This window comes from Vibrio sp. St2 (assembly GCF_947311885.1).
Classification (GTDB): domain Bacteria; phylum Pseudomonadota; class Gammaproteobacteria; order Enterobacterales; family Vibrionaceae; genus Vibrio; species Vibrio coralliilyticus.
In genome coordinates this window covers 20714-33495 of the sequence record NZ_CAMZNA010000021.1, presented here as the reverse complement: position 1 = coordinate 33495, position 12782 = coordinate 20714, and the positions used below count along the sequence as shown (strand labels likewise).

14 protein-coding genes and 1 pseudogene are annotated in these 12782 nt (G+C 43.2%); 10 read left to right on the top strand and 5 right to left on the bottom strand.

The window, feature by feature from the left end; all coding sequences use genetic code 11:
• Positions 1-201 precede the first annotated feature (201 nt).
• The 3 genes from QMA41_RS25225 to QMA41_RS25215 all read left to right on the top strand — a co-directional run bounded on the left by QMA41_RS25225 (position 202) and on the right by QMA41_RS25215 (position 2972).
• Entirely contained in the window at positions 202-2265 is a 2064-nt protein-coding gene (locus QMA41_RS25225; RefSeq protein WP_281630896.1) for a protelomerase family protein, read from the top strand.
• A gap of 67 nt (positions 2266-2332) precedes the next feature.
• Positions 2333-2470, top strand: a complete 138-nt coding sequence (locus QMA41_RS25220; protein WP_281630895.1) for a hypothetical protein — start codon at positions 2333-2335, stop codon at positions 2468-2470.
• Positions 2463-2972, top strand: coding sequence for a DUF262 domain-containing protein (locus tag QMA41_RS25215; RefSeq protein WP_281630894.1), 510 nt, complete (start codon positions 2463-2465; stop codon positions 2970-2972). Before QMA41_RS25220 ends, QMA41_RS25215 begins: the two co-directional genes overlap by 8 nt.
• Positions 2973-3000: 28 nt before the next feature.
• On the opposite strand, the gene QMA41_RS25210 is transcribed toward QMA41_RS25215, so the two are convergent.
• From QMA41_RS25210 to QMA41_RS25190, 5 genes are all read right to left on the bottom strand, one after another.
• Positions 3001-3363 carry a hypothetical protein gene (locus QMA41_RS25210; RefSeq protein WP_281630893.1) on the bottom strand — a complete coding sequence of 121 codons (363 nt, stop codon included), beginning with the start codon at positions 3361-3363 and terminating at the stop codon, positions 3001-3003.
• A 118-nt stretch (positions 3364-3481) separates the two neighbouring features.
• Positions 3482-3874 carry a hypothetical protein gene (locus tag QMA41_RS25205; RefSeq protein ID WP_281630892.1) on the bottom strand — a complete coding sequence of 131 codons (393 nt, stop codon included), beginning with the start codon at positions 3872-3874 and terminating at the stop codon, positions 3482-3484.
• A complete protein-coding gene (locus tag QMA41_RS25200; protein WP_281630891.1) occupies positions 3871-7497 on the bottom strand; it encodes a plasmid replication protein, CyRepA1 family in 3627 nt (1208 codons plus the stop codon). Before QMA41_RS25200 ends, QMA41_RS25205 begins: the two co-directional genes overlap by 4 nt.
• 60 nt (positions 7498-7557) lie before the next feature.
• The gene (locus QMA41_RS25195; protein ID WP_281630890.1) at positions 7558-7758 is read right to left on the bottom strand and encodes a hypothetical protein; all 201 of its coding nucleotides are present in this window, start codon (positions 7756-7758) and stop codon (positions 7558-7560) included.
• Between the two features lie 93 nt (positions 7759-7851).
• A complete protein-coding gene (locus QMA41_RS25190) occupies positions 7852-8517 on the bottom strand; it encodes a LexA family transcriptional regulator (protein ID WP_281630889.1) in 666 nt (221 codons plus the stop codon).
• 389 nt (positions 8518-8906) lie between these two features.
• Between QMA41_RS25190 and QMA41_RS25185 the strand changes: the two genes are divergently transcribed.
• The 7 genes and pseudogenes from QMA41_RS25185 (at position 8907) to QMA41_RS25155 (ending at position 12774) form a co-directional block, all read left to right on the top strand.
• Positions 8907-9503 carry a hypothetical protein gene (locus QMA41_RS25185; protein WP_281630888.1) on the top strand — a complete coding sequence of 199 codons (597 nt, stop codon included), beginning with the start codon at positions 8907-8909 and terminating at the stop codon, positions 9501-9503.
• 11 nt (positions 9504-9514) lie between these two features.
• The gene (locus tag QMA41_RS25180; protein ID WP_281630887.1) at positions 9515-10237 is read left to right on the top strand and encodes a bacteriophage antitermination protein Q; all 723 of its coding nucleotides are present in this window, start codon (positions 9515-9517) and stop codon (positions 10235-10237) included.
• Positions 10238-10453: 216 nt separating this feature from the next.
• The gene (locus QMA41_RS25175) at positions 10454-10858 is read left to right on the top strand and encodes a hypothetical protein (RefSeq protein WP_281630886.1); all 405 of its coding nucleotides are present in this window, start codon (positions 10454-10456) and stop codon (positions 10856-10858) included.
• Between the two features lie 15 nt (positions 10859-10873).
• Positions 10874-11053 carry a hypothetical protein gene (locus QMA41_RS25170; RefSeq protein WP_281630885.1) on the top strand — a complete coding sequence of 60 codons (180 nt, stop codon included), beginning with the start codon at positions 10874-10876 and terminating at the stop codon, positions 11051-11053.
• A 15-nt stretch (positions 11054-11068) separates the two neighbouring features.
• Positions 11069-11971, top strand: a pseudogene (gene rdgC, locus QMA41_RS25165) (recombination-associated protein RdgC); the annotation flags it as partial.
• The gene (locus QMA41_RS25160) at positions 11963-12223 is read left to right on the top strand and encodes a DNA translocase FtsK (RefSeq protein ID WP_281630897.1); all 261 of its coding nucleotides are present in this window, start codon (positions 11963-11965) and stop codon (positions 12221-12223) included. The pseudogene rdgC and the gene QMA41_RS25160, both read left to right, overlap by 9 nt.
• Entirely contained in the window at positions 12223-12774 is a 552-nt protein-coding gene (locus QMA41_RS25155) for a single-stranded DNA-binding protein (protein WP_281630884.1), read from the top strand. The genes QMA41_RS25160 and QMA41_RS25155 overlap by 1 nt, the downstream gene beginning before the upstream one ends.
• Positions 12775-12782 lie beyond the last annotated feature (8 nt).

Here is a 12782-nt window from a genome sequence, read left to right as displayed (position 1 = left end):
TTATTTAAATGTAACGTTACACATCACTAAGTATTTACGTAAATACTTAGTGATGTGTAACGTTACATTTAAATAAATATATCAGCATGTCATTTATCATTATGTAACGTTATACTGATATTTATTTTGTTGTAATGTTTGACAATGTTTTATGTAACATTTATATTTAAGTAACATTGTTAGTGATGGTAGGTGATGAAAATGAACAAGCAAGAGATAGTTATAAGTTCCAAGAGTTATATTGATAATAAGTCCATTGAGACGCGCAATCGAAAGACGAATCTAGACAAGATTATTATCGATCTTCTGGATGAACTTGGCGAAATTCAGACTAGTGACCGAACGCAAAGTGCCAAAACGATGGCTTACAGTCGCGCAGCTAAGAAAGTGATCACTGCATTGTATGGAAAGCGAAAACAAAAAAGCAGTAACTCTTTGTCGTTGGATGGTGCATCTAAGGCACTAACAAAGGTTCGCAACGCTGTCACAGATACAGGAGCGATGCACCACAGCTTCGATAAGTCTATTTCATCCCTACGCAATAACTTCTCACACTGCAGCTATTTGGTAGATGAAATCGACGGCTATCCACTAAGAGAAACCCGGGAGCGTTGGAGTAAGCTACGCGAGAAGATCACTCACGTAGTACGAGTTGAAAAACAACTTAAAAAGCTCTCCCCTGAAATCAGCAACTACGCCACTGTAGTTAACAAAATGGCGAAAGATTTCCCTGCTTGGTCGCATGAAATCGAGTCTTTAAAAACGCTGAAAAAAGAGGACCGAGCTGATGCTATTGAGCGGTTGCAAGCAATCTTTGAAGAGACTCGCGAGTTTTATCCTGCACTAGACAAACTAAAAATTGACCATGAGGTAATGCGCCACCTAACGAAAGATTCGTTCTCGTCAGACAACAAACAGGCTGAGAACAAGGCCAACCTGATTTTTAAGAAAGAAGGCGTAGTCAACATCGACTACACCAAACAGATGCAGCTCATGTCATTACTTCTCAGTGATTCTTCTGCCCACCAATGGGAAGCTCTTGCAGTTGGTGTAGCTATGGCCACGGGTCGTCGTGCGATTGAAGTGTTGTTTCAGGGTGAGTTCGAAAAGATAGACAACAACCGCTTAAAGTTCACTGGCCAAGCGAAAAAGCGTGGTGGTGTTACTGGTGACGAAATGGAAATCTACTCACTAGCCGATGCCAATGTGGTGCTCAAAGCTCTATCGAGATTACGTTCATTCTCTAACATCGCTTCACTAGCTAGTTTAAAAGCGGAACGACATTACAGCGTTAACGAGTTAGTCAGCAATAGAACCGCAGGACCACTTAACAAGTTTATGCGTGACCTGGTTGACCGATTCCCGATCACTCTTGAAGGCCACCGTCGTGATTGGGTATTCAAAGACACTCGCGCTATGTATGCCAAAACTTGCTTTGAGTTATTCTTCAAAGACGACAAACGATGGGCGAAAAAAGACGAAAACATGTTCTATCAGGAGCTACTTGGCCACCACGATACCGACGCCCAAAACCACTATATGCAATTCAAAATCCACAACGCTGGCGCGAAGTGGGAACCAGTAGTGGATGACTCACCAGAGCGACGCATCAACGCTATGAAAGCGATGAGTGAGAATGAGTGGATAGCGGCAAGAGAAAGCCGTTCTAGCCTACATAAAGTAGTCATGGAGATGCTAGAACAAGACCCATGGCGCACCATCAAACCAATTGATATTCGCAAGGATAACAATGGGAAAACTCGTAACTACATCATGGTGAAGCAGTATCTTGAAGTGGTGGAGGATGCACTAAAAATTGACCACTCCCTTGACGCAATCATGGAACGAAAAGCCGAAGAACACTCCAAGCCAAAAGCCGAGGAGAAGCCTGAAAAAGAAGCCAAACCGAAGGTGGAACAACCTGCCAATAAAAGTAGCGAGCCAGTACTCAAGCCTAAGATGAAGGGCCATAAAGAAGATGATGGTACTTGGCTGGTGGATGTGACGATTGAAGAAGAGAGCTGGCAGATTAGTGTAGGTAAAGAGCCTAAAAACGTTATGGAAGCATTCAGATTAGCTTGGAATGAGTTCGAGTACCGCAAAGCCTTACCAGAAAAGCCACCAGCACCATTAGTTACCAAACACGGTGATATGTGGCACTCAAGAATAATGATAAAAGGACAGGCTATTTGTGAGGTTTGGACGCCTAGCAAGAAAACCAGCAAGGACTCTACTCTTGCTCTATATCGAGACTTGAAGATTTAGCGACCATGGTCGCAAGGTGGCCCCTGCGCCAACAGGGGCCGAACATTTTAATTAAGGAGCAATCAAAATGTCAGAATCAGAGACTAACAAAGAAACTCAGCAAGAGAAAGAGCATGAACAATCCGGTGGCTTGTATGAAGTTGACAATCGATGTGTGGGGATAAATGAATTTATGTCAATTACAGAAAGGTATGATCATGAGTAATAGAATTCCAAGACCCATAATTCGTTTCACGTCGGGAAGTATGCCAATAGAATTGTTAATTTGCGGGGGGAAAGAGGAAAGTGATTACCCTTGGGCGAAAAGATTTATTGGAGGATGGCCATTACCAAGCTGGCAACGTGGGTTAGTCTGGTCAGTCGAAGAAAAGGTAGCCTTTATTGAATCAGTGTTTATTGGTTATGACCTTGGCTCTGTGATGATTAACGACCTTAATTGGGATGAAGATAGAAAAATGACTACTCCAATGAGTGAAATAATAGTTGATGGGCAACAAAGAATTTCTGCTTTAATCGGGTATGTAAATAATGATTTTTCTATAAATGGACTTTACTGGAAAGATCTTACTAGAATCGAGCAAAGAGATTTTAGAGAGAGACAAATTGGTTTGAAATCTATTAGCTGCTTCGATGAGGAAAAGTTAAAAATTGTTTATAACCACCTAAATTTTGGTGGAGTACGGCATAAAGATAATGAGAAAGCATAACAACTAGCCCACCTTGGTGGGCTTCTTATTAACTCAAATCTCTAATAGCCTGGTCAACATCAACCGTCGACTGCTCATAGTAGTGATATGGGCGAGACATGGTTGCCGAATCACTAATAGCTGTCGCATTAAGAGAGAGTATTTGGTGGTGACCCTTTCCTAATATTTTTAACTCATAAAGACCGCCAGCATTACCACCTTTATCTTTGCAATACATAACCCAATTGCCGTCGAAATTATCAGCTCGACAGGTGAGATCATTATAGATCCCTGATTCCTTGTATGAACTCCACAATTCAACTTCGGCATTGTGGATTTCATCTGGTTTGTCATTACCACAACCATATAAGGCTAAAGGGGCTAGTGCCATAACAAGAAACTTTTTAAGCATTTTCTTTACCTATTCAACCAACTGAATAGACTAGTATAATCTCATTTATCCACTAAAACAGTGGGTAACATGTGACTAATGGTTTATCTTGTATCTATGATGCCTTTGACATTCGCTTTTACTTGTCATTGTGACTGGATAACACTTCTAAAATAAGAGTGTTTTCTATGTAATCAGCTATGTCATCTATATCATTATGGCTTTTTCCAAGTGCTTGCTCTGCATGAAAAGACCATCCATCAACGGTTAACTGTGACACCCAACATTCATCATCACCCCAAACAAGATCGCCAACGTTAGCTCCACTGAGATAACCAGAATGACTATCTTCCTGATCATCAATCATTTCTTGAGTAAGCACCTCAAAAACATCAATAACTGAGAATTTTTCCTTTGATAGTTTTTCTATAGCTTCATCAAGGGAACTGTATTTTTCTAAATCAAAGCTTGTCGTATCATCAACCAGACTAAGAATTTTTTGTTTTACAAGGTCCTGTGTAACTTTAATCATATACCCTCCGTAATAGCCTGCTTAACAGAGCCAGCCCAAGCCTGTGCGCTGTTCTTAATGTTTTCTAACCCATATTCAAGCATGACCTTAACGACCTTCGCAGCGTCGAGCTGGTATTCATTAACAGCGATGTTAGCTACTTCATAAACTACGTCGCGGTGATCATGGCTGAGTATGCTAGTGGCTTTTTCTGGGAACTCAAAAGAAGGTCTCTCCTCCCCTCCCTCAATATACGCTAAAGCCCCGTCATTACTGATATCCTGCGCTTGAATTGGTGATCCACCCTGCGCAATTTTGTTACTAATAAACAGTGGCGAAGGTGGATCATATTTTGGCGCTACTTGATCCTTCACTTCTTGCATGAATGGCGCGAACGCTGCTGCTAAATCGTCGCGTAAATCCACCAGGCCTGTTAAGCGGCATTGATCATCTAGCTTGTCAAAGCGAACCTTGTAACCTTGCTTAAATTCGCTTGTGCTCAATTCATTGATAAACGATGCGACTTGGCGCTGGATAGTGTCGATATCAAGCGTTTCTGCATCTTGTAGGCTTTCTTCGATACCTTGAGAACGTAGCGAAACAAGAGTCTTCACAGCTTCCCATTCCGGTAGGTGTACAAAGTAAGAGTTAACATATTTGCCTTTCCCTAAGTGCTTTTTGCGTAATTCAACAGGCACACCAAAAGAGCGCAAGTGGTTGTTAAACCATTGCACTGGATTCGCTAAAGTATTTGCAGAAACAGAGATGCCTGAATATTTGAAGAGTCGGTCTTTAGTGGACTGTTTTCGAAGCCATTCATAAAGAGCCGGTCTTAGTTCGTCAGCGGTCCATTGCTTGCCGTTGTAGTTCAATTGCTCATCGATACCAGCCACTTGAAGAAGCTTGATCAAGTGAGCTCGTTTGATAGAAAGGTGACGCCAGCTAACACGGCTTTCTGCGTGTTGAACGTCTTTCATGTCGAACGCTTGAGCCGAGTGAGCGTCTACGTTCACCCATGAAAGCTTTTTGATTGAATCAACAAAGCGCTGTTTGCTTTGTTTGTAAGTTAGAGCGGTTAGAACTGCGTCACGTTTGTTTTCTGGCATTGTGAGTGCGCTGTCCACATCATTAATCTTAGCGTTAGCACCATCGTGACCAAAGTTTTCGTAAACCTCTTGCGCAAAAGGAAGCAGGTAATCGAGCTGGTCTTCATTTGCCGCATCGAGGTGCAAGTCGAAGTTAACCTTTGATTTCGCAATCTCAGTCGCGGTGTAATCTTCACCATTTCGCATTACTGCTTGGAAAGCTTCACCGATATGAACAGGAGCGTCTTGTATATCTCGCAGGTCGATACGGTTGTTTCGGTCCTTTGCTTCTTCTCTTACCGTTGCACCAAACTCAGCCGCCAGTTTTTGCTTGGCCACTTGAATGATTTCATAGCCACCTTTATCTGCCAGTTCTAAAAAGCGAGAACGGTAGCGGTTAGATGATTCATTTTGTTTGGCTTTCACTTTACAGAAAAGCCATTCGTATAAAGCGTTGCGAGTCGTGAAGTCGCCAGTCGTAGGATCGATAGATAATACTTTCATGGTCTCTGCAGAGACTTCTTCCACCAGCTTGTTTTGAATGTAAACAGGGTCTGTTGGCTCGCTTCTCTCAGCGTTGTCTAGGTAGACATGAAACTCTTGAACATCACGCGCTCGGTTAAGACCTTGGTGACCTTCTTCTGCTGTACCAACGCGAGAGGATAAAAAACCGATGGTTTTATCAAACTGGTGAGCGTCAGATTTAATATCAAATCCGGTACCAAGAGTTGGTGAAGCGATCAGAACGTCAAGGTTAGGAACGATAGCGTTGATGTCTTCTAGTGCTGTTTTTACTTCATCTGTTCCGGTTACATCTGCATGAACAACCAACACTGAACCATCATAGTGTTTACGCTCTCTTTCCTGCTCAATAGCCGTGCCAATCGCTTTCACTTGCTCTTTCGAGTTGGCGTAAATGTAGCGTTTACCTTTCGCCATGACTTGCTGCATGACTTCTTCAAGCAGGTGATCTTTTGACTCATAGACAAACATCTTTTTGCCTTGAGCAACTTGATAACTGTTTTTGAAGTACACGCCAGAATGTAGGCCAATGTAATGACAGAAGTCGAACGCCATCTCGCCCAAGTGCGCGTCGGCTAAGATTTGCGTTTGGCTGTTCGTAAGAACAAACTGCAGGTAGTTTAGGCAGTGCTCACCATATTGGATTGTTTTCGCATAGTACTGCGCAAGGTTTTGTTCAAATTCATCAACGAAAACCACATCCCAATTAGAACCAGCGAGGCGCCATAGTGAATCCACAGAACAAACAAGAATATGCGCGTTACGCAGAGCCATGTTTGCATCAGTACCTGGTACCGGATCTTTAATGATAAGGTCTTGGTAAAACTCAACGGAAACATTATCACCTTTCAGGCCTGCCTTGAGAGATTTAGCCAGCGCAACACGGTGCGAGATAACAAGTGTTTTTAAATGTGGGTTTTTCTGAATGAAGTTTTTAACGGTGGTCGATTTACCTGTACCCATATCTGAGTCAATCAGGTTTAGACCTTTGCGGATTTCCGCTTGTAGATAGCGAGAGTTTGACTCAATCGTTTCAAAGCCTTTGATATCGTTCAACTGCTCAGAAACTGCATCCATCCCTAGATTTACGAAAGTATCACTCCAGTCGTAACCGTCTGTATGTGGAAGTGTCCAGTAACCGCCTGCGCGGTTAATCATTTCAATACCTGCTTTATCGTTATCAGGTGCAGCAATAAATTGGACGTCTGGATGTTCAGACTTCAGGCGTTCAATCAGGTGTGGAATGTTACCTTCACCAACTGGCGTCACGATAACTTCGTTGGTTGCTACGTGTGCAGAGTAAGCATCAGCGAAACCACCCACAACCCAAACACGTTTGGGTCCATGGTCGCAAAACTTACCGAAGGTGCAAAAACCAATATCAGTGCGAGCGTTATCGCTTGAAACTTTGTTGATGGTACGTTCACCAACTTTAAAGCCTTTATCTAAAATACGCTCAAAGCCGCAAAAGCGGCCTTGGTTAAATAACTGTTCGTAGATAGGCCAAACCAAGCATGGGTTATTAAAGCGGTCTCTACCTAAGCGAACATCAACAAAACGGCTGATGTCGGCCATCTGCTTTTTCAGCATGTATTGAGTCGGTGAAAACTGAGATGGCCAGCTTTGGAAAAGCTGTTCTTCTTTATTTAGCTCTTCCCATTGTTGGTTTTCCGCTTGTGCTCGTTTCTTGTCTGCTGCTTTCCTGCGTTTCTCATATTCTGCAAAAATGCGCTGCTGCTCTTCCTCAGAACGGTCTTGTCGTTGAGGTTTCCAGCCAGCTTGCATTGCTTCATAGATGAAAGAACCAAAGCCAGTACGTTTGGTTTTGCGGAAGTTTTTCCACCAGCTATTAAAGCCACGTTTATTGTATGAGCTGCCAGCAGCAGACCAGGATTCAAATAAGTCCCTCGCCTGATCGCCAAATTCAGCGTAAAGCGCACGTCCAATTTTGGACCAGTCTTTATAAGGTAAGTCTGGAGAGATGTAACCGAGAGCTTCCTCGGCTTCATGCAATTCTAGTTGTATGTAATTAGCCATCTTCGTTCCGTCTGATGACAGATACCACAAAAGAAAAAAGTTACGGTTAGTTAACTTTTTCTATTGCGTATGCACGAATAGGCCGCTAGAATTGTAACCAACAAATTGAGTGTTATGGTTAGTTTCTAGCTGCCTATCACATAAGAAAAGTCGGTCGCCACAACCGGCTTTTTTTGTATCTGTAATTCTTAAATTTTCTTTTAAATCAACAACATAGCGTTGTGCTTTTCTTGTCTTTCCAAAAATCACGTTCTTCACCATGCATTAATCATTTACTACCGCCACAATAGTAAACCATTTATGCAATAATGGGCAAACGTAATTTAATTTAAATCTTTCAAATATGAACGATATCTATATTCTTTGATCGATCACGTTACGAAATACTACACCCTTTATCACCGTAGTCTCTGTGATATCGATCACTTGATACTGAGGATTTAAAGGCGCAAGTTTCTTTTTACCACAATCTTCAACTAATTGCTTGAAAGTTGCTTCTTGAGTTGCTTCATCTACAGCAATCACAAAGTCGTTTATTTGAGGTTCTTTATCAGGGTTTACGATAATAAGGCTACCGTCAGGGAAGCTGTATGTTGCCTCGCAGTTTTCCATAGAACGACCAGATACAATTAGGCCAAAAGCATTTCTTGGTGTTCGGCCAGTAACAAACCTTGTTTCTTGGTTGTGATCTTCTATATGTGGGCTATCGCCCCAACAGCCAGCACTAACCCAACTCACTATGGGAATATCTTTACCCGGTGTTTCTGTGAACTTTCGAGATTTTATGTCTGGTTCACCAACCTGCTCTTTTCTACCTAATCTTCGCTCGAGCTCACTTAGCGACCAGCCAAACAACTTGCAGTACCCGTCAACAATAGGCCAGCTAGGTATGGCACCACGTTCAACGCGAGATAGTGTGGATTGAGAGCAGTCTATTCCCCACTCTTTAAAAGTGTCAGCAACCTCTTCCATGCTAAATCGCTTGGCTCTCTCAGCTCTGATTATTTCATGTAGCTCCATTATTCCACCCGCTAAAGAGTTCGTTTTCACTCTCATCTTTCATATTTGAATAATTGTCCTTCATTTCATATATGAAATATTCATCACAGAAAAAACGTAAATATTTTGCATTTATGCAAATTTGAAATATCATGCACATATGAAAACGCCTTTACATACATGCAGAACCAATGAGGGTATCTCCTTGGAATCTTTGGCAGAAGATTGTAGGAGTAGCGGCGCGACACTAAGCCGCCTCGAGAGAGGGGTATCTAAAAATACGTCGGGAGAAGTGTGTTATCTGGTGCTTGAGCGATACAAACACAACGGCTTAACCCTTGAGCATTTGATTTACCCAGAACGCTTCCCTGATTTCGATATAACTAAATGATAGTTGCTAGGTGATAGGAATGACACGTCGAAAAAACGACAACAGATTGTCCGCAGTCGTAATGCGTCATGTTAACGACTACATAAACCAAACAAAGATCCCTACAGAGCTTTATGCCCGAGACTTTGTTATCCCTGAACTTATTAAGGCAGGTGAACTTACTGAACCTGCAAATGATACCAAATGGCTTAAAAATCAATCACGCCGCCTTGTTCGCTATATAGACGGTGAAAATGAGTTATCAGTTAATTGGGTTTTTCCTTTTATTTCCAGTTTGCCAACTGAGTTCCAGCAGCCGCTAAAGAATGAAATTAGCGGCATGCTGGGATCTTTTTTTGTCGCTTTAACAGCCATGGGACCACGGACCCAAAACAACGAAACACGCTCACACTTGCCACAAATGGCAAAAGAATGGGGCGACATCCTCATTAAATCAAACCCTGCAATGGATGGCGTTTTCACGCCTAGCGATGATCCCGTTGAAGTTCTTCATTACGCAAATGAAATAGCCGAGTGTATTGGCATTTTAATGGCTGAGCTTGGTGCTATTTACCGAGCGACAGGAATTGAACCTGCCTCAGTCAAAGCGTACCGAAACAGCACTTTGTTTGATTAAAGGGGATGGCTATGCGTGTGAAGTATAACGAGGAAGGCCTACGAGAAGAGCTTCGCTCCGCGCTTTTAGTTATTCCCAGAACCAAAGGTCAGTTGGATGGTTTTGAAAACAATGGAAGTAGCGATGCAAGGTTTCAGCGCAGTAGTTACCGCACTGAAGTGGGTGAGAACGGCGAAGAATTGGCAAAAGTTAAACCGCAAGTGGTTACCACGTTGGCATGTAAACAGTTTAAGCGCTCCCCTATGCCACTCCTACCACAAGCGTTTAAGCATGCGAAATTGGTGCACGACATGAACAGCGCACCCGAGCATATCGGGGATTGGCTTCGCTTCTGTTATAGCGAAGGCGCTCAATGCCCTACAAAAGTTTTGCTAAGTATCTTACTGGCTTCCTTTTATGAAGAGGAATCCAGAAGCCTTAGCGATGATTCTAAGGACTTGATCAAGCACCTTGCCCTACTCGCTTGCATGCAAAAGCGTGATGCGCTGAACGCTAACAGAATGCAATTGACTCAGGTCGAAGTCGCGAAGCTGGCAGGTAAGAAGCAGAAAGCTTGGGAAAAATCGTGGGCTAAACGCTGGAACCGCCTGATCGACATTTTAAACCGATTCGATAAGGAGGGGTTAGACCATGTGCATGAACGAGGACGCGGCAGAAAAGCTGCCAGAAGACATGCCGACGTGCCTATGCAATCTGTACTTCGGTCTGCAGCCAGAGAATACGTGGCTGCCTGAGTGGGGATACAACAGAGTCACTAAGACATTCATTTTGTATTGCCCCAACTGTAAACATCAAGTTGGGCCTTTTGATAACAAGCCAGCTGCTATTGCTAGTTGGGCCTTGTTAAACCGACATGGTGACGAGCATGTGTATAGCAATTGGGCTAAATACTATGCCGCACATTACCCAGTACCAGAGTACTTAACACAGTACTTACGCCAGGAGAGAGCATGATGATAGTTACTAAAGAAAGAGCAGAGTTGTTTTGGTCAGCACATGAAGATGTTGCGTTAAAAAACGAAGGCATTCCCATTGAAAAGGTGGCGTCTACATCGGCCATTATTTTGATTGCAGGAGCAATGTTAGAGCAGGCAACTACTGAGATAGAGCGTCTGAAGCCTAGTAAAGAATCAGCTGTTGGTGATGTATCACTTGCAATTGAAGAAATGATTGAAGACGTAAATCTTGAAGTTGATGACGTTAAACACATTATTCTTGCTGCTCAAAAGGAAGCGAAAGAGTCCTTCATTAAAGAGCTGAGAGAGATGTCAGAAAACGCAGCTTTCAACGGTTGTCACGATGCATCACGAAATATTGATCTTGCTATAGAGCGCTTATTGAGCCCTGAGTCTTAGATTCAAGGAGTTGTTATGCAAATCACGAACACAACCAATACCCCATTTACTTTTGAAAGCTTTTTCCAAGCCGAGTCTCACTTAGAAAAACAAGGCTACCACTGTGAAAAAGAACGCTGGGTCCATGCTGATAAGCCAATTGTGTCCGTGGTCCCAACCGACAACGGTGTCCAAATTAAACCAATTCAACATTAAGAGTTAGCAATGAATATTTTCCCTAGTAACGCGATGGTGTATAGCTTTAACCGTGACGTCAGCTTTGACTTTGAGCAATTAGAATCTCAACTTAAAGAGTTTGCTTTTGTTCCATGTGGTGAAACTGACAAGCAAAAGTTTGGCTGGACTACAGCACTTGGTCAAGGCAGCGATAACTTCATCCACCGAGGTGAGCACTTTGCGCTTATCGTCGCTAAAAAAGAAGTGAAAGATATCCCTTCCTCGGTAATCAATGAAGAGTTGAACCAGAAGATAGATAAAGTAGAAAAGCGCGAAGGTCGTCCACTCAAGAAAAAAGAGAAAGACAGCCTAAAAGACGACATCATGATCGACTTACTGCCACGAGCATTTAGCAAGAAGTCTTTCTTCTCAGTCTTTATCAACAATAAGAGTAACCTGATCTTTGTTGACGCCTCATCTTATAAAGCGGCTGAAGACGTACTCGCCCTACTCCGTAAAACAATGGGAAGCCTGCCTGTTGTGCCTGCAATCCCTGAAAAGGCGATTGAAACCTCATTAACTGAATGGGTTAAAAGTGGAGAGGTTCCACAAGGTTTCCAGATTCTAGAAAACATTAAGTTGGTGTCTGTTCTGGAGCAAGGTGGTACCGCCACGTTCAAGAATCAAGACATTGGTTCGGATGAAGTAAAAGCTTGTATTGACGCTGATAAGGTTGTTTCAGAGCTTCGCCTTTGCTGGCAGGAACGCATCGAGTTCACGTTGGCCGACAAAGGCACCATTAAAAAGCTCAAGTTCTCAGATGAACTTAAAGATCAGAATGATGATTTACCTCGAGAAGATGTTTTAGCTCGTTTGGATGCAGATTTCTGTCTTGCTGCAGGTGAAACTGAAGCCTTCCTTAATGAACTCTATTCGGCTCTTGGAGGTTTGCCAAACAACCAAGAGTCAGCAACCAATGAGCAAGCTGATTCAGGTGAAAACAACGAGCTAGATTCTCTGTTTGGTGAGGCTCGTGCATTTGTCATTGAAACACGTCGAGCTTCTGTTGCTGCTCTGCAGCGTCATTTCAAAATAGGTTACAACCGAGCAGCTCGAATCATGGAACAGCTAGAAATTACTGGCAATGTTTCGACTGCAGGCGCTAACGGTGGTCGTGAGGTTCTTGTTGCACCACAGGAGGCTGAATAATGGCGAGTCGTGGCGTTAATAAAGTAATTCTAGTCGGCAACCTTGGTGATGATCCTGAAGTTCGTTACATGCCAAGTGGTGGTGCTGTTGCAAACATGACCATTGCCACCAGCGAATCGTGGCGTGATAAAGCAACAGGTGAAAAACGTGAGAAAACGGAATGGCACCGAGTTTCAGTTTTTGGCAAGAAAGCTGAAGTTGCGGGTGAATACCTGCGCAAAGGATCTCAAGTCTACATTGAAGGCCAATTGCAAACTCGTAAATGGCAAGATCAAAACGGACAAGACCGCTACACCACCGAGGTCGTTGTTCAAGGCTTCAACGGTGTGATGCAAATGTTAGGCAGTCGACCTAACAATCCACATCAAGGTGGCTGGGGTCAACCTCAACAGCCAGCAGCACAGCAACCATCACCACAGCGTGGTCCTGCTCAATCTCAGCCACAACAAGCGCAGCCGCAATACAACGAGCCGCCTATGGATTTCGATGATGATATTCCATTCCGCGATACCTTTGCTCGCGGTGCTCGCACTGCTTACGCCTGTTCATAAGGTCAAAC

Bases quoted from the DNA above. Each gene is read 5' to 3' on its own strand.
- QMA41_RS25180 (WP_281630887.1), top strand. From the start codon at position 9,515: ATGCGTGTGAAGTATAACGAGGAAGGCCTACGAGAAGAGCTTCGCTCC.
- QMA41_RS25225 (WP_281630896.1), top strand. From the start codon at position 202: ATGAACAAGCAAGAGATAGTTATAAGTTCCAAGAGTTATATTGATAAT.
- QMA41_RS25185 (WP_281630888.1), top strand. From the start codon at position 8,907: ATGACACGTCGAAAAAACGACAACAGATTGTCCGCAGTCGTAATGCGT.
- QMA41_RS25170 (WP_281630885.1), top strand. From the start codon at position 10,874: ATGCAAATCACGAACACAACCAATACCCCATTTACTTTTGAAAGCTTT.
- QMA41_RS25175 (WP_281630886.1), top strand. From the start codon at position 10,454: ATGATGATAGTTACTAAAGAAAGAGCAGAGTTGTTTTGGTCAGCACAT.
- QMA41_RS25215 (WP_281630894.1), top strand. From the start codon at position 2,463: ATGAGTAATAGAATTCCAAGACCCATAATTCGTTTCACGTCGGGAAGT.
- QMA41_RS25210 (WP_281630893.1), bottom strand. From the start codon at position 3,363: ATGCTTAAAAAGTTTCTTGTTATGGCACTAGCCCCTTTAGCCTTATAT.
- QMA41_RS25200 (WP_281630891.1), bottom strand. From the start codon at position 7,497: ATGGCTAATTACATACAACTAGAATTGCATGAAGCCGAGGAAGCTCTC.
- QMA41_RS25190 (WP_281630889.1), bottom strand. From the start codon at position 8,517: ATGGAGCTACATGAAATAATCAGAGCTGAGAGAGCCAAGCGATTTAGC.
- QMA41_RS25220 (WP_281630895.1), top strand. From the start codon at position 2,333: ATGTCAGAATCAGAGACTAACAAAGAAACTCAGCAAGAGAAAGAGCAT.
- QMA41_RS25205 (WP_281630892.1), bottom strand. From the start codon at position 3,874: ATGATTAAAGTTACACAGGACCTTGTAAAACAAAAAATTCTTAGTCTG.
- QMA41_RS25195 (WP_281630890.1), bottom strand. From the start codon at position 7,758: ATGGTGAAGAACGTGATTTTTGGAAAGACAAGAAAAGCACAACGCTAT.
- QMA41_RS25155 (WP_281630884.1), top strand. From the start codon at position 12,223: ATGGCGAGTCGTGGCGTTAATAAAGTAATTCTAGTCGGCAACCTTGGT.